This window comes from Pseudomonas nitroreducens (assembly GCF_014204515.1).
GTDB lineage: Bacteria > Pseudomonadota > Gammaproteobacteria > Pseudomonadales > Pseudomonadaceae > Pseudomonas > Pseudomonas nitritireducens_A.
The window spans coordinates 21,281-42,806 of the sequence record NZ_JACHLI010000039.1; the positions used below are offsets into that span (position 1 = coordinate 21,281).

Consider the following 21,526-nt stretch of genomic DNA (forward strand, 5'->3'; position numbering starts at 1 on the left):
CACCCGCAACCGCCGCTTGCAGCCCGCCAGGACAGGGATATCACCGATGCCGCATTCGCTCCGCCCCACGCTGCTCGTCCTCTGCCTGACACTTGCCGCCGCTCCGCTGGGCGCGGCCCAGGCCGAAGATGCCAAGCCCGCTGCCAATGACAAGCCGGCAGCCGCGCCCGTGCTGCGGCCGGCGGTGAAGGAACGCAGCCAGGACGAAGCCAGCGGCCTGGAACGCCAGTTGCCCGAGGGCGAACGCCAGACGCTCAAGGCCGGCGAGGAGACCTTCCTCGCCCTCTGGCTGCCGGCCAACAGCGCCGACGCCCAGGGCGCGGTGATCATCATCCCCGGTGACGGCGAGAGCCCCGACTGGCCCGTAGCGATCGGCCCGCTGCGACGCAAGCTGCCGGATGCCGGCTGGCAGACCCTGGCCATCAGCCTGCCCGATCCGCAGAGCACCGCGCCGATGCCCAGGCCGAAGGAATCGCCGGACAAGGCCAGCGCCGACACCGACGCGGTCGCCGCCGACAGCACCAGCAAGCCGGAGGTCAAAGGCAGCCAGGGCAGCGCCACGCCGACGCCGGAAAGCACCGGCGAAACCGGCAGCGCCGAGCCCGCCCAGGCCAGCGAGGAAACCCCGCCGCCGCCCACCGACCCGGTCGAGTTGCGCAAGGCTCACGCCGAGCGCGTGCTGGCGCGCATCCAGGCTGGCGTCGAGCTGGCCCAGCAGCACAAGGCGAAGACCATCGTCCTGCTCGGCCACGGCACCGGTGCCTACTGGGCGACCCGCTACCTGGGCGAGCGCACGCCGGCCGAGATCAAGAACCTGCTGCTGGTGGCGCCGGAAATGCCGCGCGACTTCAAACCCTCGCTCGACGAGACCGTGCCGCTGCTGAACCTCGCCACCGGCGACTTCTATTACAAGGACAAGACGCCCGATATCGCCGCGGCAAAGCTGCGCCTGCAGGCCAGCAAGCGGCAGAAGGCACCGAACTACGTGCAGATCGGCATGAACGCCCTGCCTGCCGACCCGGATACCGAGCAGGATCAGCTCTACCGGCGCATCCGCGGTTGGCTGTCGATGCACCTGGAGCCGATCGAGCAGCCCTGATCTAGCGGAAGCCCTTGCGCTGGCGCACCAGCAGGTAGGCGGCCTGGATTTCGCGGGTCTTGCCGGTCGCCGCGGCGATACGCTCGGGGCTGGCGCCCTGGCCTTCGAGCTTGTCGGGATGGTTCTGGCTGATCAGCTTGCGATAGGCGCGCTTGATCTCATCCGGCTCGCTGTCCGCCGTCACGCCCAGCAAGCGCAGCGCCGCGGTATAGGATTCGCGCGGCGTGGCCGGTGGTTTCGCCGGCTCGGCGCCCGCGGCCAGTGCCAGCACCCGGGAACGCGCAAGCTCCAGCACATCACCCCATTGCAGCAGCAGGTTCTTCTGCGCCGCGTTCGGCGTGCCGGCGGCCCAGGCCATGCGCCAACAGGCCTGGATCAGCCCTTCGGCGGTCGCCTCCCGGCCCTGGCGCTGGCGCAGTCCGGCATCGAGCAGTTCGCCGCCCAGCTTGCCGCGGCCGAAGGCATCGATGGCCTGGCGCCGTGCCTTGTCATCCAGCTGCAGGCGCTGCATTTCCGCCCGCGCCTGCTGGATATGCGCATCGACCACCCGACCGCGGCTCTTGGCCAGCCGGCCGAGCAACAGGAACAGCAATTCCTGGTCGCTCACCGTCGGCCCGCCACGCAACTGCTCCAGCAGGCCCTTCCAAGTGCGCTTCTTCAAGCGCCGGTCGAGCACCTGGCCCAGCAAGGCGCCGAGCATGGCCCCCGGAATACTGGCCAGTGCCCAGCCAGCGATGACTCCCACCAGGGTGCCGGGCCAGAACACCTCAGCCCTCCGCCAGCTGGCGTTCGACTTCCGCCAGGCGCTCGTGGGTGCCGACGTCGATCCAGCGTCCACGATGATGGACGCCGCTCACTCGGCCGGCCTCCATGGCCTGGCGCAGCAACGGCGCCAGCTTGAAGGCACCGGGCTGGCAACCGTCGAACAGCTCTGGACGGAGGATCGCGATGCCGCTGTAGGTCAGGCTCGGCTGGCCTTCCTGGTAATCGCTGACGCGGCCGTCGCGCAGGCAGAAATCGCCGCGCGCGTGGTGGCCGGGGTTGTCCACCAGCACCAGGTGCACCAGGTCGTCCTCGGCCAGCGCGCCGTGCAGGCTGGCGTAGTCGAAGTCGGTCCAGATGTCGCCGTTGGCGATGACGAAGGCGTCATCGCCCAGCAGCGGCAGCGCCTTGAAGATGCCGCCACCGGTTTCCAGCGGCTCGCCCTCGGGCGAGTAGCAGATGCTCACACCGAACTTCGCGCCATCGCCCAGCGTGTCCTCGATCTGCTGGCCGAGCCAGGCATGGTTGATCACCAACTGCTCGAACCCGGCTCGGCGCAGGGCCTGCAGCTGGTATTCGATCAGCGCGACGCCGCCGGCACGCACCAGCGGCTTGGGCGTGTGCAGGGTCAGCGGGCGCAGGCGTTCGCCCTTGCCCGCCGCAAGGATCATGGCCTTCATGCGGGGTGCGTCTCGTCTTTGGGCAGGCTGGCCAGCAGCGCGGCGAGGTCGGCCAGTTCCGGCCGGCGCGCGATGACGCTTTCCAGGTAGCGGAAGAAGCGCGGCACGTCGCCCAGGTAGCGCGGCTTGCCGTCGCGATGGCAGATGCGCGCGAAGATGCCGATCACCTTCAGGTGGCGCTGGGCGCCCATCAGGTCGCTGGCGCGGAAGAACTCCTCGAAGCTGGCCGGCAGCGGGATGCCGGCGGCCTGGGCCTTGCGCCAGTAGCGCGAGAGACCGTCGTGCACGCGCGGCTCGGGCCAACTGAGGAAGGCATCCTTATATAGGCAGGTGACGTCGTAGGTCACCGGGCCGTAGACCGCGTCCTGGAAATCCAGGATGCCGGGGTTCGGCTCGCTGAGCATCAGGTTGCGCGGCATGTAGTCGCGGTGCACCAGCACCCGTGGCTGCGCCAGCGCGCTGTGCACCAGCAGGTCACAGGCGCGTTGCCACTGGGCGAGCTGCTCGCCGGCCAGGGTCACACCCAGCTGGCGCTGCAGGTACCAGTCGGGGAACAGCTGCAGCTCGCGACGCAGCAGGGCTTCGTCGTAGGCCGGCAGGCGCTCGGCGACGTCCACCTGCTGGAAGGCCACCAGGGCATCGAGGGCATCCTCGAACAGTTCTTCGGCGTTTTGTGCGCTGAGCACGTCCAGGTAGGTCTGGCGCCCCAGGTCGTCGAGCAGCAGGAAGCCCTGTTCGACATCCTCGGCGAGGATTTTCGGCACATGCACGCCGGCTTCCGCCAGCAGGCCGGCGACCTTGATGAAGGGGCGGCAGTCCTCCTGGGGCGGCGGTGCGTCCATTACGATCAGGCTACGGCCATCGCCCTGCCAACGGAAATAACGGCGGAAACTGGCATCGCTGCTGGCCGCGGTCAGGCCGGCCTCGGGCACAGGGCCCCAGCCCTGCGCGTTGAACACAGCGGGCAAACTCAAGTCCAACCAGCGGATCATCTGCTGGTAACGGGCATCCTCTGACATCTTTTGGGGTTCTCCACGGCCCTAGCCGTTGCGCGGGTCATGCTTTATTATCCAGCATCTTTTTGAGCCCATCGAGAGGCGTGCGGCCCTCTTTGGGCCAATGGCTCGCAGGAAGCCCGGATTAACAAGATGGCAGTGAATTTCCCCGTGTTCCGTAGAAAATTCCCCTTACTGGTGACCGGTGGCCTGCTGGCTATGCAGCCGCTCGCCTCTGTGACCGCGGCACCCGGTGAGCAGTTCGCCTGCCAACCCTCGGCGTCCGGCGCCTGGGACTGTTCCTCGCAGAACAGCACCTCCGTGGCTCCGCGTCCGCAGCATGGCGCGTCTTCGGTCAGCGCTGGCGGCAGTGCCGCCGGCAGCACCAAGGCCTCCGGCGGCTCGAGCAGCACCAGCAGCGCCGCGGCCGAAGAGCCCAAGCAACTGGTCACCGAGTCCGGCGGCCGTGGCCTGAAGTCGCGCAGCAGCGACTACAGCCACCTCGACTGGATTCCGCGCGACAAGCTCACCGCCGCCCAGCAGGCGGAAATGGGCCCGTATTGCAGCGGCGCCTACATCGAGCCGACCCGCCCGGGCATGGACGACAAGACGCCGAACGACGAGGCCCCGACCTACGTCTCGGCGAAGGTCTCGCGCTACGAGCAGGAAAAACAGATCGCCACCCTCGCCGGCAACGTGGTTCTGCGCCAGGGCAGCATGCAGGTCGAGGCCGACGAGGCCAACCTGCACCAGGCCGAGAACCGCGGCGAGCTGGTCGGCAACGTCAAGCTGCGCGACAACGGCGCGCTGATCGTCGGTGATCACGCAGAACTGCAACTGGACAATGGCGCGGCGAAGATCGACAACGCCGAATACGTCATGCACCAGGCGCAGATCCGCGGCAGCGCGCTGTACGCCAAGCGCCAGGAAGACGCGATCATCCAGCTCAAGGACGGCACCTACACCCGTTGCGAACCGACCAGCAACGCCTGGGTGCTGAAGGGCAACAACATCAAGCTGAACCCGGCCACCGGTTTCGGCACCGCGACCAACGCGACCCTGCGGGTGAAGGACATTCCGGTCTTCTACACCCCGTACATCTACTTCCCGATCGACAACCGTCGCCAGTCCGGCTTCCTCGCGCCGTCCTTCGCCACCTCGAACGACACCGGCTTCAAGCTGACCACGCCGTACTACTTCAACCTGGCGCCCAACTACGACGCCACGTTGTACCCGAGCTACATGGTCAAGCGCGGCCTGCTGATGGAAGGCGACTTCCGCTATTTGACCCACAGCAGCGAAGGCCAATTCAACGCGGCCTACCTGAATGACAAGGACGACGATCGCAAGGACTTCCCGCACTACACCGACACCCGTTGGCTGTACGGCTGGAAGAACACCAGCGGTCTGGACTCCCGCTGGCTGGCGCAGGTGGACTACACCCGCATCAGCGATCCCTACTACTTCCAGGACCTGGACACCTCGCTGGGTATCGGCTCGCCGACCTATGTCAACCAGCAGGGCATCCTGACCTACCGCGGCGACAGCTACACCGCGCGCCTGAACGCGCAGTCCTATCAGTTGGCGACCGTAACGGACATCACGCCATATGACCGTCTGCCGCAACTGACCCTGGACGGCAGGCTGCCGTTCAACCCGGGCGGCCTGGACTTCACCTACAGCACCGAAGCTGTGCGCTTCGACCGCGACCTGGATGAAGGCTTCTACTACCGCAGCATTGACGACCTGACACCGGTTGCTCGACCCGACACCAGCCTGCAGGGCCTGGCTCGCGCCACCGGCGACCGCTTCCATGCCGAGCCGGGTATCAGCCTGCCGATGAACCGCAGCTGGGGCTTCCTGACCCCGACCGTCAAGGCCATGTACACCAAGTACGACCTGGACCTGGACGGCAAGGGCAAGGCTCAGTTGGCTGACCCGACCAACTACGGCAAAGTCAGTTTCGATAGCAGCCCGGATCGTTCCCTGGGGCTGGCCAAGCTGGACAGCGGCCTGTACTTCGATCGCGACACCAGCATCGGCGGCACCAAGTTCCGCCAGACCCTGGAACCGCGGGCGATGTACCTGTACGTCCCGTACAAGAACCAGGACAACCTGCCGACCTTCGACACCGGCGAGTTCACCTTCAGCTACGACTCGTTGTGGCGTGAGAACCGTTTCACCGGTCGTGACCGCATCGGCGACGCCAACCAGCTGTCCCTCGGGCTGGGCTCGCGCTTCATCGAAGACGATGGTTTCGAGCGCGCCTATATCGCCGCCGGCCAGATCTACTATTTCAGTGATCGCCGCGTGCAGCTGCCGGGCCTGAGTGACACCTACGTGCGCAATTACAACGCCGCGCATCCGAACAGTCCGGTCGACAACGCCGACGCCAGCACCTGGCGCTCGCCCTATGCGCTTACCGGTATCTATCGCTTCAACCATGACTGGTTCGCCAGCTCGGACTTCAACTGGAACCCGAACACGCACCACACCGACAACGGCAACCTGATGTTCCACTATCAGCCCGAGTCCGATCCGCGCAAGGTGCTGAACGCCGGCTACCGCTACCGTGCCGACAGCAAACGCTTCAACCCGGCGCGCGGCACCTTCGAATACGGCGGCGACGAGTACAAGATCGAACAGCACGATTTCTCGTTCATGTGGCCGGTCCTGCCGCAGTGGGCCGCCATCGGTCGCTGGCAGTTCGACTACAACCAGAGCCGCACACTGGAAGCCTTCGGTGGCTTCGAATACGACAGCTGCTGCTGGAAGCTGCGCCTGATCAATCGTTACTGGGTCGACTACGACGACGACGAGTATCTGGGCACCGCAACCAACACCAAGGCTGACCACGGTGTGTTCCTTCAAATCATCTTGAAAGGCCTTGGCGGCGTGGTTGGCAACCAGGTGGAAGGCTTCCTCGACCAAGGTATCCAGGGTTATCGTCAACGTGAAGACAATGCTATGTAAGGCCCTGCGCCCGCTGATGCTGGGCGCGCTGTTGGCAAGTTCCGTCGCGCACGCCGAAGTGGTTCCGCTGGACCGTGTGGTCGCCATCGTCGACAACGACGTGGTGATGCAGAGCCAGCTGGACCAGCGCCTGCGCGAAGTCCGTGCAACCATCCAGAAGCGCGGCGCGCCGCTGCCGCCTGAGCATGTGCTCGATCAGCAGGTGCTCGAGCGCCTGATCATCGAGAACATCCAGCTGCAGATCGGCGACCGCTCCGGCGTGCGCATCACCGACGAGGAGCTGAACCAGGCCATGGGCACCATTGCCCAGCGCAACAACATGAGCCTGGACCAGTTCCGCGCTGCCCTCGCACACGATGGCCTGTCCTATGACGAAGCCCGTGAACAGGTGCGTCGCGAGATGATCATCAGCCGCGTGCGCCAGCGCCGTGTGGCCGAGCGCATCCAGGTCAGCGAGCAGGAAGTGCAGAACTTCCTCGCCTCCGACCTGGGCAAGATCCAGCTCTCCGAAGAGTACCGCCTGGCCAACATCCTGATCCCGGTACCCGACAGCGCCTCGCCGGAAACCGTACAGGCCGCAGCCCGTCAGGCCCAGGAGCTGTACCAGCAGCTCAAGCAGGGCGCCGACTTCGGCCAACTGGCGGTATCCCGCTCGGCCGGCGACAACGCCCTGGAAGGCGGCGAGATCGGCTGGCGCAAGGCCGCCCAGCTGCCCTCGCCGTTCGACAGCATGGTCGGCACCCTGGCCGTGGGCGATGTGACCGAGCCGGTGCGCACCCCCGGTGGTTTCATCATCATCAAGCTGGAAGAGAAGCGCGGCGGCAGCAAGATGCTGCGTGACGAAGTCCACGTCCGCCACATCCTCCTCAAGCCCAGCGAGATCCGCAGCGAGGAAGAGACCCAGCGTCTGGCCGAGAAGCTCTACGAGCGCATCCAGGCCGGCGAGAGCTTCAGCGAACTGGCGAAGAAGTTCTCCGAAGACCCGGGCTCCAAGCTCAACGGCGGCGACCTCAACTGGGTCGACCCGGAATCCCTGGTCCCGGAATTCCGCGAGGTGATGAACAACGCGCCGCAAGGCCAGGTCACCAAGCCGTTCCGTTCGCCGTTCGGCTGGCACGTCCTGGAAGTCCTCGGCCGTCGCGCCACCGACAGCAGCGACAAGTTCCGCGAGCAGCAAGCCGCCCAGACCCTTCGCGCACGCAAGTACGACGAAGAACTGCAGGCCTGGCTGCGGCAGATCCGCGACGAAGCCTACGTCGAGATCAAGCAGTAAGCGGCGCCAGTCGCCCGACAGAAACCCGGCCCAGGCCGGGTTTCTTTTTGCCCGGCGAAAGCTTCGTGGAATGAGGGCTTCGTCGTAGAGTAGGTGCAACCGCTACAACGCCTGATTCGAGAATCCCTGATGAGTACTGCCCCACTTTTCGCGCTCACCCCCGGCGAGCCCGCCGGCATCGGTCCCGACCTCTGCCTGCTGCTGGCTCGCCAGTCGCAGCCGCAGGCGCTGGTGGCCATCGCCAACCGGCAGATGCTGGCCGAACGCGCCGCCCTGCTCGGCCTGTCCATCAGCCTGCAGGAAGTCGGCCCCGGCCACTGGCCGGCGACCGCCGCCCCGGCCGGCACCCTGTATGTCTGGGATACCCCGCTGGCCGCGCCGGTCGAGCCCGGAAAGCTGAACCCGGCCAACGCCGCCTACGTGCTGGAAACCCTGACCCGCGCCGGCCAAGGCTGCCTGGATGGGCAGTTCGCCGGGATGATCACCGCCCCGGTGCACAAGGGCGTGATCAACGAAGCCGGCATCGCCTTCTCCGGGCATACCGAATTCCTCGCCGACCTCACCTCCACCGTCCAGGTGGTGATGATGCTGGCCACCCGCGGCCTGCGCGTGGCGCTGGTGACCACTCACCTGCCGCTGCGGCAGATTGCCGATGCCATCACCTCGGTACGCCTGGAGCGCGTCACGCGTATCCTCCACGCCGACCTGAAGGCCAAGTTCGGCCTGGCCAACCCGCGCATCCTGGTCTGCGGCCTGAACCCCCACGCTGGCGAGGGCGGCCACCTGGGCAGCGAGGAAATCGAGATCATCGAGCCCACCCTGGAGCGCCTGCGCGGCGAAGGCATGCAACTGATCGGCCCGCTGCCGGCCGACACCCTGTTCACCCCCAAGCACCTGGAACACTGCGACGCCGTCCTGGCGATGTACCACGACCAGGGCCTGCCGGTTCTCAAGTACAAGGGTTTCGGCGCGGCGGTCAACGTCACCCTGGGCCTGCCGATCATCCGCACCTCGGTGGACCACGGCACGGCGCTGGACCTCGCCGGCAGCGGCCGGATCGACAGCGGCAGCCTGCAGGTGGCCCTGGAAACCGCCTATCAAATGGCGGCGGCCGCCGCCGGTCAGTAGTTGCAAGCGGCAAGCGGCAAGCGGTGTCAGCTGGTAAACTTTGCCCCTTTGATCACCGCTTCTGCTCTGGCTTGTCGCTTGCAGCTGGAAGCCTGGAGCCGCTTTTCATGTCCGAACTCTTCCAGCACCGCGCCCGTAAACGCTTCGGGCAGAACTTCCTGCATGACGCCGGGGTGATCCACAAGATCCTGCGCGCCATCGCCGCCAAGGAAGGCCAGCACCTGCTGGAAATCGGCCCGGGCCAGGGCGCCCTCACCGAGGGTCTGGTGGACAGCGGCGCGAAGCTCGACGTGATCGAACTGGACCTCGACCTGATCCCGCAACTGAAATGGCGCTTCGGTCTGAAGCCCAACTTCAGCCTGCACCAGGGCGATGCGATGAAGTTCGACTTCTCCAGCCTCGTTGCCGCCCCCGAGGACAAGCTGCGCGTGGTCGGCAACCTGCCCTACAACATCTCCACCCCGCTGATCTTCCACCTCCTGGACCATGCCCATCTCATCCAGGACATGCACTTCATGCTGCAGAAGGAAGTGGTGGAGCGTCTGGCCGCAGAGCCCGGCAATGGCGACTGGGGCCGCCTGTCGATCATGGTGCAGTACTTCTGCCGCGTGGATTACCTGTTTACCGTCGGCCCCGGCGCGTTCAACCCGCCGCCCAAGGTCGAGTCGGCCATTGTCCGCCTGGTGCCCTATGCCGAGCCGCCCCATCCGGCCAAGGACCACCGCGTGCTGGAACGCATCGTCCGCGAAGCCTTCAACCAGCGCCGCAAGACCCTGCGCAACACCCTGCGCACGCTGATGAGCGTCGAAGACATCGAAGCCGCCGGCGTCGACCCGACCCTGCGCCCGGAACAACTGAGCGTCGCCGACTTCGTCAGCCTGGCCAACCGCTACAGCGAAACCCACCCGGAAGCCGAGCAAGGACCGACTGCATGAGCGATCCCCGCTACCAGGTCAGCGTCAGCGTCAGCGTCACCACCCGCCACCTGCCCGAGCAGTCCCAGCCGGAACAGCAGCGCTTCGTGTTCGCCTACACCGTGACCCTCCACAACCATGGCGAACTGGCGGCCAAGCTGCTGACCCGCCACTGGATCATCACCGACGGCGACGGTCACGTGCAGGAAGTGCGCGGCGCCGGCGTGGTCGGCGAGAAACCGCTGATCGAGCCCGGCGCCAGCCATACCTACACCAGCGGCACGGTGATGGCGACCAAGGTCGGCAGCATGCACGGCAGCTACCAGATGGTCGCCACCGACGGTCATCACTTCGAAGCCGAGATCCCGGCGTTCCGCCTCGCCGTACCCGGGGCGCTGCACTGATGGCCACCTACGCCGTGGGCGACCTGCAGGGCTGCCTGGAGCCGCTCAAGTGCCTGCTCGAGCAGGTGCAGTTCGACCCCGCCCAGGACAAGCTGTGGCTGGTGGGCGACCTGGTCAACCGCGGCCCGGCCTCGCTGGAAACCCTGCGTTTTCTTTACGGCATGCGTGATTCGCTGGTCTGCGTGCTCGGCAACCACGACCTGCACCTGATCGCCGTGGCCTATAACGCCGAGCGCCTGAAGAAGAACGACACCCTGCGCGAGATCGTCGAGGCGGCGGACGGTGCACAGCTGATCGACTGGCTGCGGCAGATGCCGCTGGTCCACCACGACGCCCAGCGCGACATTACCCTGGTGCACGCCGGCATCCCGCCGCAATGGGACATCGACAAGGCCCTGCAACGGTCGGCCGAGGTCGAAGCCGCCCTGCGCGACGACAGCCAGTTGCCGATGTTCCTCGACGGCATGTACGGCAACGAACCGGCCAAATGGGACAAGAAGCTCAGCGGCATCGCCCGCCTGCGGGTGATCACCAATTACTTCACGCGCATGCGCTTCTGCACCCCCGACGGCAAGCTCGACCTGAAATCCAAGGAAGGCCTGGACACCGCCCCGCCCGGCTACGCCCCCTGGTTCAGCTACGCCGAGCGCAAGGCCGCCGGGCGCAAGATCATCTTCGGCCACTGGGCCGCGCTGGAGGGCCAGTGCGACGTCCCCGGCCTGTTCGCCCTCGACACCGGCTGCGTATGGGGCGGCAGCATGACGCTGCTGAACGTCGACACCTTCGAGCGCATCCACTGCAGCTGCGCCGATCAACCAGAATGACTGCAGCGGAGCCCAAGGCTCCGCGCCTTGCGAGGTAACACCATGAGCGACTTCAAGCGCATCGCCCCCGACCAGGCCCAGCAACTGCGCGACGGCGGCGCCCAGGTCGTGGATATCCGCGACCCGCAGAGCTACGCGCTGGGGCACATCAGCGGCTCGCGCCACATCGACAACTACTCGGTGGCCGACTTCATCCGCGAAGCAGACATGGACGCACCGCTGGTCGTGGTCTGCTATCACGGCAATTCGAGCCAGAGCGCGGCGGCCTACTTCGTCCAGCAGGGCTTCTCCGAGGTCTACAGCCTGGATGGCGGCTTCGAACTGTGGCGCAGCGTCTATCCCGCGGATACCAGCGCTGGCGGCGCTGACTGAAAGCCCCTACGAAAGGGGCGGATTAGCCCCTTCAAAAAATCTGTAACTTCTCGCGCTTTCGTCCTTTACACGTCAAAGAACGAACTATCCTTTCCCTCAGGCCATCCAAAAAAGGGAGAGCCGGCACACCGGCTTCCGGTTAATCGGCAGTGACCATTGGGGCGGATCAGGGCAGTGGCCAGGTTCCGTTGGAGTTCTGGGGGATTCTCGCCGGTAAGCACTGGCAGCCCGACCGCACCCGCACAGACCGATCCGGCGCCGGCTCCATGCATCGAGCGAGGAGACGTCATGAGCATTTTCAGTCACTTCCAGGAACGCTTCGAAGCGACCCGCCAAGAAGAGTACTCCCTCCAGGAGTACCTGGATCTCTGCAAGCAGGACAAGATCGCCTACGCCACCGCCGCCGAGCGCATGCTGATGGCAATCGGCGAGCCCGAACTGGCGGACACCTCCGTCGATTCCCGCCTGTCGCGAATCTTCTCCAACAAGGTTATCCGCCGCTATCCGGCCTTTGCCGACTTCCATGGCATGGAAGAGTGCATCGACCAGATCGTCTCGTTCTTCCGCCATGCCGCCCAAGGCCTGGAAGAGAAGAAACAGATCCTTTACCTCCTGGGGCCCGTCGGCGGCGGTAAATCGTCGCTGGCCGAGAAGCTCAAGCAACTGATGGAGCACGTGCCCTTCTACGCGATCAAGGGCTCGCCGGTGTTCGAGTCGCCCCTGGGGCTGTTCAACCCGGATGAAGACGGCGCCATTCTCGAAGAGGACTACGGCATCCCGCGCCGCTACCTGCGCTCGGTGATGTCGCCCTGGGCGACCAAGCGCCTCAACGAATTCGGCGGCGACATCAGCCAGTTCCGCGTGGTCAAGCTGCACCCCTCGATCCTCAACCAGATCGCCATCGCCAAGACCGAACCGGGCGACGAGAACAACCAGGACATCTCCGCACTGGTCGGCAAGGTGGATATCCGCAAGCTGGAGGAATTTCCGCAGAACGACGCCGACGCCTACAGCTACTCGGGCGCACTGTGCCGGGCCAACCAGGGCCTGATGGAATTCGTCGAGATGTTCAAGGCGCCGATCAAGGTGCTCCACCCCCTGCTCACCGCTACCCAGGAAGGCAACTACAACAGCACCGAAGGCCTCGGTTCGCTGCCCTACAGCGGCATCATCCTCGCCCACTCCAACGAATCGGAATGGCACAGTTTCCGCAACAACAAGAACAACGAGGCCTTCATCGACCGTATCTACATCGTCAAGGTGCCGTACTGCCTGCGCGTCTCCGATGAGATCAAGATCTACGACAAGCTGCTGATCAACAGCTCCCTGGCGCACGCCCACTGCGCGCCGGACACCCTGAAGATGCTCTCGCAGTTCTCCGTGCTGTCGCGCCTGAAGGAGCCGGAAAACTCCAACATCTACTCGAAGATGCGCGTCTACGACGGCGAAAACCTCAAGGACACCGATCCCAAGGCCAAGTCGATCCAGGAATACCGCGACACCGCCGGGGTCGACGAGGGCATGGCGGGGCTTTCCACCCGCTTCGCCTTCAAGATCCTCTCCAAGGTGTTCAACTTTGACCCCCATGAAGTCGCCGCCAACCCGGTGCACCTGCTCTACGTGCTGGAACAGCAGATCGAGCAAGAGCAGTTCCCGCCGGAAACCCGCGAGCGCTATCTGCGTTTCCTCAAGGAATACCTGGCGCCGCGCTACGTCGAGTTCATCGGCAAGGAAATCCAGACGGCCTATCTGGAGTCCTACAGCGAGTACGGTCAGAACATCTTCGACCGCTACGTGCTGTACGCCGACTTCTGGATCCAGGACCAGGAATACCGCGACCCGGAAACCGGCGAGATCCTCAACCGCGCTGCCTTGAACGAGGAGCTGGAGAAGATCGAGAAGCCCGCCGGCATCAGCAACCCGAAGGACTTCCGCAACGAGATCGTCAACTTCGTGCTGCGCGCCCGGGCCGGCAACAACGGCAAGAACCCCAGCTGGCTGTCGTACGAGAAGCTGCGCGTGGTGATCGAGAAGAAAATGTTCTCCAACACCGAGGACCTGCTGCCGGTCATCAGCTTCAACGCCAAGGCGAGCAAGGAGGATCAGCAGAAGCACAACGACTTCGTCAAACGCATGGTCGAGCGCGGCTACACCGAGAAGCAGGTGCGCCTGCTGTCGGAATGGTATCTGCGGGTTCGCAAGTCGCAGTAAAACAGCTACAGGCTACAAGCTGCAGGCGGCAAGCTGGACAGCAGCCCGCCTGCAGCCTTTCGCCTGCAGCCTGACGCGCCCGGAGGGCCTATGAGCTACGTCATCGACCGGCGTCTGAACGGCAAGAACAAGAGCACGGTGAACCGCCAGCGCTTCCTGCGGCGTTACCGTGAGCACATCAAGAAGGCGGTGGAAGAAGCCGTCAGCCGCCGCTCCATCACTGACATGGAACACGGCGAGCAGATCAGTATTCCCGGCCGCGATATCGACGAGCCGGTCCTGCACCATGGCCGTGGTGGCCGCCAGACGGTCGTCCACCCCGGCAACAAGGAATTCACCACCGGCGAACACATCCCGCGGCCCCAGGGCGGCGGCGGTGGCCGCGGTGCGGGCAAGGCGAGCAACCAGGGCGACGGGATGGACGACTTCGTCTTCCAGATCACCCAGGAGGAATTCCTCGACTTCATGTTCGAGGACCTGGAGCTGCCCAACCTGGTCAAGCGCCACCTCACCGGCAGCGACACCTTCAAGACCGTGCGAGCCGGCATCAGCAACGAGGGCAACCCCTCGCGCATCAACATCGTGCGCACCCTGCGCTCGGCCCACGCACGGCGCATCGCGCTGTCCGGCTCCACCCGCGGCAAACTGCGCGCGGCGGTAGCCGAACTGGAGCGCCTGAAGCGCGAGGAACCGGACAACCTCGGCGATATCCAGGAGCTGGAGCAGAAGATCGCCGGCATGCGCGCGCGCATCGACAAGGTGCCGTTCCTCGACACCTTCGACCTCAAGTACAACCTGCTGGTGAAGCAGCCCAACCCGACCTCCAAGGCCGTGATGTTCTGCCTGATGGACGTCTCCGGCTCGATGACCCAGGCGACCAAGGACATCGCCAAGCGCTTCTTCATCCTCCTGTACCTGTTCCTCAAGCGGAACTACGAGAAGATCGAGGTGGTGTTCATCCGCCACCACACCAGCGCCCGCGAGGTGGACGAGGAAGAATTCTTCTACTCCCGCGAGACCGGCGGCACCATTGTCTCCAGCGCCCTGAAGCTGATGCAGGAGGTGATGGCCGAGCGCTATCCCACCAACGAATGGAACATCTATGCCGCCCAGGCTTCGGACGGCGACAACTGGAACGACGACTCGCCGGTCTGCCGCGACATCCTGCTGAAGCAGATCATGCCGTTCGTCCAGTACTACACCTACGTCGAGATCACCCCGCGCGAGCACCAGGCGCTGTGGTTCGAGTACGAGAAGATTCGCGACAGCTTCGAGGACAGCTTCGCCCAGCAGCAGATCGTCTCCGCCTCGGACATCTACCCGGTATTCCGCGAGCTGTTCCAGAGGAGGCTCGTCGCATGAGCAAGCGCCAGCCGATCGCCACCGGCTCGGAGTGGACCTTCGAGCTGATCCAGCAGTACGACCGCGAGATCAGCCGGCTCGCCGAACGCTACGCGCTGGACACCTACCCCAACCAGATCGAGGTGATCACCGCCGAGCAGATGATGGATGCCTACGCCTCCGTCGGCATGCCCATCGGTTACAGCCACTGGTCCTATGGCAAGCACTTCCTCAGCACGGAAAAGAACTACAAGCGCGGCCAGATGGGCCTGGCCTACGAGATCGTGATCAACTCCGACCCGTGCATCGCCTACCTGATGGAAGAGAACACCCAGTGCATGCAGGCGCTGGTGATTGCCCACGCCTGCTACGGGCACAACAGCTTCTTCAAGGGCAACTACCTGTTCCGCACCTGGACCGACGCCACGTCGATCATCGATTACCTGGTGTTCGCCAAGTCCTACATCAACAAGTGCGAGGAACGTTACGGCATCGACGCCGTGGAAGACCTGCTGGACTCCTGCCACGCCCTGATGAACTACGGCGTGGACCGCTACAAGCGGCCCTACCCGATCTCCGCCGAGGAAGAGAAGCAGCGCCAGAAGGAGCGCGAGGAACAGATCCAGCGCCAGGTCAACGACCTCTGGCGGACCATTCCCAAGGTCTCCGGCAAGGACAAGGAACAGGGCCTGGCCCGCTACCCCAGCGAGCCACAGGAAAACATCCTCTACTTCATCGAGAAGAACGCCCCGCTGCTCGAACCCTGGCAGCGCGAAGTCGTGCGCATCGTGCGCAAGGTGGCGCAGTACTTCTACCCGCAGCGCCAGACCCAGGTGATGAACGAAGGCTGGGCCACCTTCTGGCACTACACCCTGATCAACGACCTCTACGACGAAGGCCTGGTCAGCGACGGCTTCATCCTGGAGTTCCTCCAGTACCACACCAGCGTGGTCTACCAGCCCGGCTTCGACAGCCCCTACTACAGCGGCATCAACCCCTATGCGCTGGGTTTCGCCATGTACCGCGACATCCGCCGCATCTGCGAGCACCCCACCGAGGAAGACAAGCGCTGGTTCCCGGACATCGCCGGCAGCGACTGGCTGGCCACCCTGAAGTTCGCCATGAAGAGCTTCAAGGACGAGAGCTTCATCCTGCAATTCCTCTCGCCCCAGGTGATCCGCGACCTGAAGCTGTTCAGCATCCTCGACGACGACCAGAAGGACGACATGCTGGTCGACGCCATCCACGACGACGACGGCTACCGCAAGATCCGCGAAACCCTGGCGGCCCAGTACAACCTCGGCAACCGCGAGCCGAACATCCAGATCTGGGATGTCGACCGCCGTGGCGATCGCTCGCTGACCCTGCGCCACCAGCAGCACGACCGCAAACCCCTGGGCGAATCCACCGACGACGTGCTCAAGCACCTGCACCGACTGTGGGGCTTCGACATCCACCTGGAGACCCTGCAGGGCGAGAACATCGTCAACACCTTCCACATGCCCCCAAAGGGTGAGCGCGACAGCGAAGAGGGCTACCCGCGGCTCGACCTGATCATCCCGCCCATTTGATCGGTTGACCGGTGCAGCAGAGGACGACAAGCATGGCGGCAACCCCGCTGGAGACCGCCATGCGCCTGTTCGCCATTCTCCTGCTCTGCCTCGCTGTCGCGACCTGCAGCAACCCCGTACCTCACGCCCAGGTCGCGCATCCCGCCGATGCGCGCCTGGCCGGGCTGCGCGACTTCCAGCTGATGCCGCCGGAAAACGCCGTCGATGCCCTTCCCTATCGCAGCCGCTATCCGCTGATCAACGCCCAGGTGCGCCAGGGCCTGATCGAGCGCGGCTACCGCGAAAGCGCCGCACCGCAGGTCCGCGTCTACTACTGGCTGGCGCTGCAGGACGCACCGCTGGAATTCAAGGTCGATGCACCGCCGCCGGACCCGCTCGGCCCCTACCTCGCCATCCATCGCCTGCGCGATGAGACCGGCACCCTGCGTCTGCGCCTGACCGATGCCCAGGAACAGACATTGTGGGAAGGCACCGTCAGCACCGGCCTAAGTCCCGCGCACTCCAGCGCCGCGCTGCTGCAGGACGCCATCGGCGCGCTGGTCCAGCAGATCCCCGCCGCCGCGCCGTAATCCCCCGCCGCGATAACATCCGGCGCGATGCGAACCTATCGCGGACGGAGTCCGCTCCTACGAAAACCTCGCCCCGTGCGTAGGAGCGAGGGGGACGCCATCGTTATTGCTCGCGAACCGCCCAAACCTCTCAGCTTGAAGCGAACGCAGAGAACCCCGAAGCTATCCCCCAGAACAGGAGACAGCTTCATGCAGATCTACAAGGTGGGCGGCGCCGTGCGCGATCGTCTGCTCGGCATTCCCTTCAGCGACACCGACTGGGTGGTGGTCGGCGCCAGCGCCGACGAGATGCTCGCCCAGGGCTATCGCCCGGTGGGCACCGACTTCCCGGTATTCCTCCACCCGAAGACCGGCGAGGAATACGCCCTCGCGCGCACCGAACGCAAAAGCGGGCGAGGCTACGGTGGCTTCACCTTCTACGCCAGCCCCGACGTCACCCTGGAAGAAGACCTCATCCGCCGCGACCTGACCATCAACGCCATGGCCGAGGACGATGACGGCCAGATCGTCGACCCGTATCACGGCCAGCAAGACCTCGAAGCCCGCCTGCTGCGCCACGTCTCCCCGGCCTTCGCCGAAGACCCGCTGCGTGTACTGCGCGTCGCCCGCTTCGCCGCCCGCTATGCGCCGATGGGTTTCAGCGTGGCGCCGGAAACCCTGGCACTGATGCGGGAGCTGTCGGAATCCGGCGAACTGCAAGCGCTGACCGCCGAACGCAGCTGGAAGGAAATCTCCCGCGCCCTGATGGAATCGCGCCCGGATGTGTTCATCCAGGTCCTGCGTGACTGTGGCGCGTTGGCCGTGCTGATGCCGGAAGTCGACGCATTGTTCGGCGTGCCGCAACCGCCGCAACACCATCCGGAAGTGGATACCGGCGAGCACGTGCTGGCCGTGCTGCGCGAGTGCGCCAAGCACGAGCAACCGCTGAGCGTGCGCTGGGCGTGCCTGGTGCATGACGTAGGCAAGGGCGAAACCCGCGAGGAAGAGTGGCCCAAGCACCACGCCCACGAACACTTGGGCCTGCCGCTGATCGACGCGATCAACGCCCGCTTCAAGGTCCCGCGCGACTGCCAGGAACTGGCACGACTGGTCGGCGAGTACCACACCCACTGCCACCGCGCGCTGGAGCTGCGGCCGAACACCATCCTCGAGCTGCTGCAATCCTTCGACGTCTACCGCCGGCCGCAGCGCTTCGAGGAGTTCCTCGCCGCCAGCGAGATGGACGCCCGTGGCCGTCACGGACTCGAAGACCGCGCCTATCCACAGGCCGACTACCTGCGCGGCGCCGCCCAGGCCGCCCGCGCAGTGGCGGTGCAGCCATTGCTGGAGAAGGGACTCAAGGGCGCCGAGCTGGGCGAAGCGCTCAAGCGTGAGCGCCTGACCGCCCTGAAGGCCTACAAGGAAAGCCACGCTGGCTGAAGTAGGGCATATAACCGTTCGCGGTTATACGCCGCTGCCCATACTTGCGTAGGAGCGGACTCCGTCCGCGATGAGTCCGCGTCGCGCCGGATAGCATCGCGGACGAAGTCCGCTCCTACGGGCTCTGACCCGGGAGGGATCCGAACGCGGGATCAGGCCGCCGGATGCGCCGCGATCAACGCCGCTGGCGTCAGCTCCACGCCACGCCACCGGAACGGCACCGGCCAGAGCTTCTGCCCGATCTGGGCATCCGCCCACAGTTCAGCGAAAGAACGCTGCACACCCGGATGCTTCAACTCGGGAGCCAGCAGGGAGAGCGGCCAGAGCACGAAGGCATTCTTCAGTACTTCCGCGCGCGGCAGGGTCAGGCCGTCGAACTCGCCGTGCAGATCGCCATACAGCAACACATCGATATCCAGCGGCAGGCCCTTGCGCTCCGGCGCATAGCGGCCGTTGTCCGCCTCGATATGTTTCAGGCGCAGGCTCAACTCCGCCAATGGCAGGTCGGTGCGCGCGACGATCACGAAGTTGTAGAAGGGGCCGCTGCGAATCCCCACCGGCTCGCTCTCGAACACCGGCGAGCAGTGGATGTCCTCAAGGAAGCCATCCAGCGCCTCCAGCCCGGCGAGCAGATGGCGCTCGCGCTCGAAGTTGCTGCCCAGCCCGAGGTAGACCGTCGTCAGCGGCATCCGCGTTCGATCTCCACGCCCACGCCGATGGCCGCCGCAACGGCGCCCGGCTTGGTGACTTTCAGGCGCAGCCACTGGATGCCGAATTCCGCCATCAGCAAAGCGGCGAGGCGTTCGGCAAAGGTTTCCACCAGCTGGAAGTGCGCGTCACGGGCAAAGGCCATGACCCGCTCGGAGAGCACGGCGTAGTCCAGGGCCTTGGCGATGTCGTCGTCGGCCGCCGCCGGGCGGTTGTCCCAGCCCAGCGTCAGGTCCAGGCGCAGGCACTGCCGGATACCCCGCTCCCAGTCGTAGACGCCGATCACGGTGTCCACTTCCAGCCCCTCGATGAAAACTCTGTCCACTGACTGCATGCTCCAAGGCGACACGACAAGCGGCCGGCACCCCGTTAGAATCGGAAACGACCTCGTCTCCGGTGGAAACCATGTTCTGGTTCTTGGCGATCCTCGCCTACCTGCTCGGATCATTGTCCTTCGCGGTACTGCTCAGTCGCCTATTCGGCACGGCCGACCCGCGCGCCAGCGGCTCGGGCAATCCCGGCGCCACCAACATGCTGCGCCTGGCCGGCAGGAAGATCGCCATCCTTACGCTGCTGGGCGACCTTGCCAAGGGTCTGTTGCCGGTACTGGTCGCCCGCCTGCTCGGGCTGTCCGACGTCGAACAGGCCTGGATCGGGCTGGCCGCAGTGATCGGTCACCTCTACCCGCTGTATTTCAACTTCCGTGGCGGCAAGGGTGTCGCCACCGCCGCCGGCATGCTGCTGGCGCTGTATCCGCCGGCTGCCCTGCTCGCGGCAATCGCCTGGCTGGTCACCTTCAAGCTGTCGCGCACCAGCTCGCTGGCTTCCCTGGTGGCCACGCCGCTGACCCTGCCATTGCTGGCCTGGCAGGAACCTTCGGCCCTGCTGCCGATGACCGTGCTCACCGGCCTGATCGTCTGGCGCCACCGCAGCAACCTGCGCGACCTGATCGCCGGTCGCGAACGCCATTTCTAGGGCGTAAAGCTTCAAGCGGTAAGCCGCAAGCTTCAAGCAAAAAGCGCGGACATGCCGCTTATGGCTTGCGGCTTGTCGCTTGCAGCTCCCGTCTGGCCTCAGACGGCCGACAGCGACTCCATTGGCCAACGCGCCTGGACGCCGATCGACGGGCCGTCCTGCTGCCCGGCCAGCAGCCGCTGGCAGCCAGCATAGGCGATCATCGCGCCGTTATCGGTGCAGAAGCGCGGGCGGGCGTAGAACACCTGGCCCTTCATCTCGCCGAGCATCTTTTCCAGATGCTGGCGCAGCGCCTGGTTGGCGCTGACGCCACCGGCGATCACCAGGCTCTTCAGGTGCGTCTGCTTGAGCGCGCGCTTGCACTTGATGGTCAGGGTCTCGACCACCGCGGTCTGGAACGCCAGGGCGATGTCGCAGCGGGTCTGCTCGCTGTCGTCACCTTCAGCCACGCAGCGCTGCCAGGTGTTCAAGGCGAAGGTCTTGAGGCCGCTGAAGCTGAAATCCAGGCCCGGACGGTCGGTCATCGGCCGCGGGAAGACGAAACGTCCCGCCGTGCCGCTCTGGGCCAGGCGGGCGATCTCCGGACCACCGGGATAGGCCAGGCCGAGCAGTTTGGCAGTCTTGTCGAAGGCTTCGCCGGCTGCGTCGTCCACCGACTCGCCGAGCACCTGGTACTGACCGATGCCATCCACCCGTACCAGCTGGGTGTGGCCGCCGGACACCAGCAAGGCGACGAACGGGAACTGCGGCGGCTGCTCTTCCAGCATCGGCGCCAGCAGATGGCCTTCCATATGGTGCACGCCGACGGCCGGTATGCCCCAGGCGAACGCCATGGCCTGGGCGCAGGACGCGCCGACCAGCAGCGCGCCCACCAGGCCGGGGCCGGCGGTGTAGGCGATGGCGTCGATGTCCTGCGCAGTGCAACCGGACTCGTCCAGCACCTGGCGAATCAGCGGCAGCATGCGCTTGACGTGATCACGGGAGGCCAGCTCGGGAACCACGCCGCCGTACACGCGGTGCAGGTCGATCTGGCTGAACAGCGCGTCGGCCAGCAGGCCTTTTTCGCTGTCGTACAGGGCGACGCCGGTCTCGTCGCAGGAGGTTTCCAACCCCAGCACTAGCATGGGTTCGAGCCTTTACTCTGGGCAAAATTGAAGCCGCGCATCATAATCGCCGGCTGGGCTTCGGACCAGTGCTTTTCGATCGGAGGCTTTGCATTCCTCCTTCCGAACGTTTAATATCCGCAACCCTTGAAAACCGCCGACTCCGAACAACCGTCAGGAGCGCGATAAATCCTCCGGTAATCAT

General features: G+C 65.3%; 20 protein-coding genes. 14 read left to right on the forward strand and 6 right to left on the reverse strand.

The window, feature by feature from the left end:
• Nucleotides 1–46: 46 nt before the first annotated feature.
• Entirely contained in the window at nucleotides 47–1,099 is a 1,053-nt protein-coding gene (locus tag HNP46_RS31005; protein WP_184596784.1) for an alpha/beta hydrolase family protein, read from the forward strand.
• A 1-nt stretch (nucleotide 1,100) separates the two neighbouring features.
• On the opposite strand, the gene HNP46_RS31010 is transcribed toward HNP46_RS31005, so the two are convergent.
• Genes HNP46_RS31010 through HNP46_RS31020 form a run of 3 tightly spaced genes read right to left on the reverse strand, consistent with a single transcriptional unit; the run spans nucleotide 1,101 to nucleotide 3,560 of the window.
• Complete coding sequence (locus HNP46_RS31010) at nucleotides 1,101–1,865, reverse strand: DnaJ domain-containing protein (protein ID WP_184596793.1); 765 nt, start codon at nucleotides 1,863–1,865, stop codon at nucleotides 1,101–1,103.
• Nucleotide 1,866: 1 nt separating this feature from the next.
• Nucleotides 1,867–2,541 carry an N-acetylmuramate alpha-1-phosphate uridylyltransferase MurU gene (gene murU / locus HNP46_RS31015; protein ID WP_184596795.1) on the reverse strand — a complete coding sequence of 225 codons (675 nt, stop codon included), beginning with the start codon at nucleotides 2,539–2,541 and terminating at the stop codon, nucleotides 1,867–1,869.
• A complete protein-coding gene (locus tag HNP46_RS31020) occupies nucleotides 2,538–3,560 on the reverse strand; it encodes an aminoglycoside phosphotransferase family protein (protein ID WP_184596797.1) in 1,023 nt (340 codons plus the stop codon). The genes murU and HNP46_RS31020 overlap by 4 nt, the downstream gene beginning before the upstream one ends.
• Nucleotides 3,561–3,689: 129 nt before the next feature.
• On the opposite strand from HNP46_RS31020, the gene HNP46_RS31025 reads away from it, so the two are divergent.
• The 12 genes from HNP46_RS31025 to HNP46_RS31080 all read left to right on the forward strand — a co-directional run bounded on the left by HNP46_RS31025 (nucleotide 3,690) and on the right by HNP46_RS31080 (nucleotide 18,535).
• Nucleotides 3,690–6,509, forward strand: a complete 2,820-nt coding sequence (locus HNP46_RS31025; RefSeq protein ID WP_184596799.1) for an LPS-assembly protein LptD — start codon at nucleotides 3,690–3,692, stop codon at nucleotides 6,507–6,509.
• The gene (locus tag HNP46_RS31030) at nucleotides 6,490–7,782 is read left to right on the forward strand and encodes a peptidylprolyl isomerase (RefSeq protein ID WP_184596801.1); all 1,293 of its coding nucleotides are present in this window, start codon (nucleotides 6,490–6,492) and stop codon (nucleotides 7,780–7,782) included. Before HNP46_RS31025 ends, HNP46_RS31030 begins: the two co-directional genes overlap by 20 nt.
• A 129-nt stretch (nucleotides 7,783–7,911) precedes the next feature.
• Nucleotides 7,912–8,910 carry a 4-hydroxythreonine-4-phosphate dehydrogenase PdxA gene (pdxA, locus tag HNP46_RS31035; protein WP_184596803.1) on the forward strand — a complete coding sequence of 333 codons (999 nt, stop codon included), beginning with the start codon at nucleotides 7,912–7,914 and terminating at the stop codon, nucleotides 8,908–8,910.
• Nucleotides 8,911–9,017: 107 nt separating this feature from the next.
• Nucleotides 9,018–9,845 carry a 16S rRNA (adenine(1518)-N(6)/adenine(1519)-N(6))-dimethyltransferase RsmA gene (rsmA, locus tag HNP46_RS31040; RefSeq protein ID WP_184596805.1) on the forward strand — a complete coding sequence of 276 codons (828 nt, stop codon included), beginning with the start codon at nucleotides 9,018–9,020 and terminating at the stop codon, nucleotides 9,843–9,845.
• Nucleotides 9,842–10,228 carry a Co2+/Mg2+ efflux protein ApaG gene (gene apaG / locus HNP46_RS31045; protein ID WP_184596807.1) on the forward strand — a complete coding sequence of 129 codons (387 nt, stop codon included), beginning with the start codon at nucleotides 9,842–9,844 and terminating at the stop codon, nucleotides 10,226–10,228. Before rsmA ends, apaG begins: the two co-directional genes overlap by 4 nt.
• The gene (locus HNP46_RS31050) at nucleotides 10,228–11,052 is read left to right on the forward strand and encodes a symmetrical bis(5'-nucleosyl)-tetraphosphatase (protein ID WP_184596814.1); all 825 of its coding nucleotides are present in this window, start codon (nucleotides 10,228–10,230) and stop codon (nucleotides 11,050–11,052) included. The genes apaG and HNP46_RS31050 overlap by 1 nt, the downstream gene beginning before the upstream one ends.
• A gap of 42 nt (nucleotides 11,053–11,094) precedes the next feature.
• A complete protein-coding gene (gene glpE, locus HNP46_RS31055; RefSeq protein ID WP_184596821.1) occupies nucleotides 11,095–11,424 on the forward strand; it encodes a thiosulfate sulfurtransferase GlpE in 330 nt (109 codons plus the stop codon).
• 288 nt (nucleotides 11,425–11,712) lie between these two features.
• Complete coding sequence (locus HNP46_RS31060; RefSeq protein WP_184596823.1) at nucleotides 11,713–13,635, forward strand: PrkA family serine protein kinase; 1,923 nt, start codon at nucleotides 11,713–11,715, stop codon at nucleotides 13,633–13,635.
• A 90-nt stretch (nucleotides 13,636–13,725) separates the two neighbouring features.
• Nucleotides 13,726–14,997 carry a YeaH/YhbH family protein gene (locus tag HNP46_RS31065; RefSeq protein WP_184596825.1) on the forward strand — a complete coding sequence of 424 codons (1,272 nt, stop codon included), beginning with the start codon at nucleotides 13,726–13,728 and terminating at the stop codon, nucleotides 14,995–14,997.
• Nucleotides 14,994–16,547, forward strand: coding sequence for a SpoVR family protein (locus tag HNP46_RS31070; protein WP_184596827.1), 1,554 nt, complete (start codon nucleotides 14,994–14,996; stop codon nucleotides 16,545–16,547). Before HNP46_RS31065 ends, HNP46_RS31070 begins: the two co-directional genes overlap by 4 nt.
• Nucleotides 16,548–16,606: 59 nt before the next feature.
• Nucleotides 16,607–17,116 carry a DUF4136 domain-containing protein gene (locus HNP46_RS31075; protein ID WP_184596860.1) on the forward strand — a complete coding sequence of 170 codons (510 nt, stop codon included), beginning with the start codon at nucleotides 16,607–16,609 and terminating at the stop codon, nucleotides 17,114–17,116.
• Between the two features lie 189 nt (nucleotides 17,117–17,305).
• Nucleotides 17,306–18,535 (forward strand): multifunctional CCA addition/repair protein, encoded by a 1,230-nt coding sequence (locus HNP46_RS31080; protein ID WP_184596829.1) that lies wholly within the window; start codon nucleotides 17,306–17,308, stop codon nucleotides 18,533–18,535.
• A gap of 152 nt (nucleotides 18,536–18,687) precedes the next feature.
• Here the strand turns inward: HNP46_RS31080 and folK are convergent, their stop codons facing one another.
• Complete coding sequence (folK, locus tag HNP46_RS31085) at nucleotides 18,688–19,224, reverse strand: 2-amino-4-hydroxy-6-hydroxymethyldihydropteridine diphosphokinase (protein ID WP_184596831.1); 537 nt, start codon at nucleotides 19,222–19,224, stop codon at nucleotides 18,688–18,690.
• On the reverse strand, nucleotides 19,215–19,568 hold the full coding sequence (gene folB / locus HNP46_RS31090; RefSeq protein ID WP_138525588.1) for a dihydroneopterin aldolase: 354 nt from the start codon (nucleotides 19,566–19,568) through the stop codon (nucleotides 19,215–19,217). Before folB ends, folK begins: the two co-directional genes overlap by 10 nt.
• Before the next feature lie 80 nt (nucleotides 19,569–19,648).
• Here folB and plsY point away from each other — a divergent pair, with 80 nt between their 5' ends.
• Nucleotides 19,649–20,218, forward strand: coding sequence for a glycerol-3-phosphate 1-O-acyltransferase PlsY (gene plsY, locus HNP46_RS31095; protein WP_184596832.1), 570 nt, complete (start codon nucleotides 19,649–19,651; stop codon nucleotides 20,216–20,218).
• 98 nt (nucleotides 20,219–20,316) lie between these two features.
• On the opposite strand, the gene tsaD is transcribed toward plsY, so the two are convergent.
• The gene (tsaD, locus tag HNP46_RS31100) at nucleotides 20,317–21,342 is read right to left on the reverse strand and encodes a tRNA (adenosine(37)-N6)-threonylcarbamoyltransferase complex transferase subunit TsaD (protein WP_184596834.1); all 1,026 of its coding nucleotides are present in this window, start codon (nucleotides 21,340–21,342) and stop codon (nucleotides 20,317–20,319) included.
• Nucleotides 21,343–21,526: the final 184 nt, after the last annotated feature.

Excerpts from the sequence above, each read along its gene's own strand:
- glpE (WP_184596821.1), top strand. The coding sequence starts at position 11,095 with ATGAGCGACTTCAAGCGCATCGCCCCCGACCAGGCCCAGCAACTGCGC.
- HNP46_RS31050 (WP_184596814.1), top strand. The coding sequence starts at position 10,228 with ATGGCCACCTACGCCGTGGGCGACCTGCAGGGCTGCCTGGAGCCGCTC.
- pdxA (WP_184596803.1), top strand. The coding sequence starts at position 7,912 with ATGAGTACTGCCCCACTTTTCGCGCTCACCCCCGGCGAGCCCGCCGGC.
- plsY (WP_184596832.1), top strand. The coding sequence starts at position 19,649 with ATGTTCTGGTTCTTGGCGATCCTCGCCTACCTGCTCGGATCATTGTCC.
- rsmA (WP_184596805.1), top strand. The coding sequence starts at position 9,018 with ATGTCCGAACTCTTCCAGCACCGCGCCCGTAAACGCTTCGGGCAGAAC.
- HNP46_RS31065 (WP_184596825.1), top strand. The coding sequence starts at position 13,726 with ATGAGCTACGTCATCGACCGGCGTCTGAACGGCAAGAACAAGAGCACG.
- HNP46_RS31025 (WP_184596799.1), top strand. The coding sequence starts at position 3,690 with ATGGCAGTGAATTTCCCCGTGTTCCGTAGAAAATTCCCCTTACTGGTG.
- folK (WP_184596831.1), bottom strand. The coding sequence starts at position 19,224 with ATGCCGCTGACGACGGTCTACCTCGGGCTGGGCAGCAACTTCGAGCGC.
- murU (WP_184596795.1), bottom strand. The coding sequence starts at position 2,541 with ATGAAGGCCATGATCCTTGCGGCGGGCAAGGGCGAACGCCTGCGCCCG.
- HNP46_RS31020 (WP_184596797.1), bottom strand. The coding sequence starts at position 3,560 with ATGTCAGAGGATGCCCGTTACCAGCAGATGATCCGCTGGTTGGACTTG.
- HNP46_RS31005 (WP_184596784.1), top strand. The coding sequence starts at position 47 with ATGCCGCATTCGCTCCGCCCCACGCTGCTCGTCCTCTGCCTGACACTT.
- HNP46_RS31075 (WP_184596860.1), top strand. The coding sequence starts at position 16,607 with ATGCGCCTGTTCGCCATTCTCCTGCTCTGCCTCGCTGTCGCGACCTGC.
- HNP46_RS31080 (WP_184596829.1), top strand. The coding sequence starts at position 17,306 with ATGCAGATCTACAAGGTGGGCGGCGCCGTGCGCGATCGTCTGCTCGGC.
- HNP46_RS31070 (WP_184596827.1), top strand. The coding sequence starts at position 14,994 with ATGAGCAAGCGCCAGCCGATCGCCACCGGCTCGGAGTGGACCTTCGAG.
- HNP46_RS31060 (WP_184596823.1), top strand. The coding sequence starts at position 11,713 with ATGAGCATTTTCAGTCACTTCCAGGAACGCTTCGAAGCGACCCGCCAA.
- tsaD (WP_184596834.1), bottom strand. The coding sequence starts at position 21,342 with ATGCTAGTGCTGGGGTTGGAAACCTCCTGCGACGAGACCGGCGTCGCC.
- apaG (WP_184596807.1), top strand. The coding sequence starts at position 9,842 with ATGAGCGATCCCCGCTACCAGGTCAGCGTCAGCGTCAGCGTCACCACC.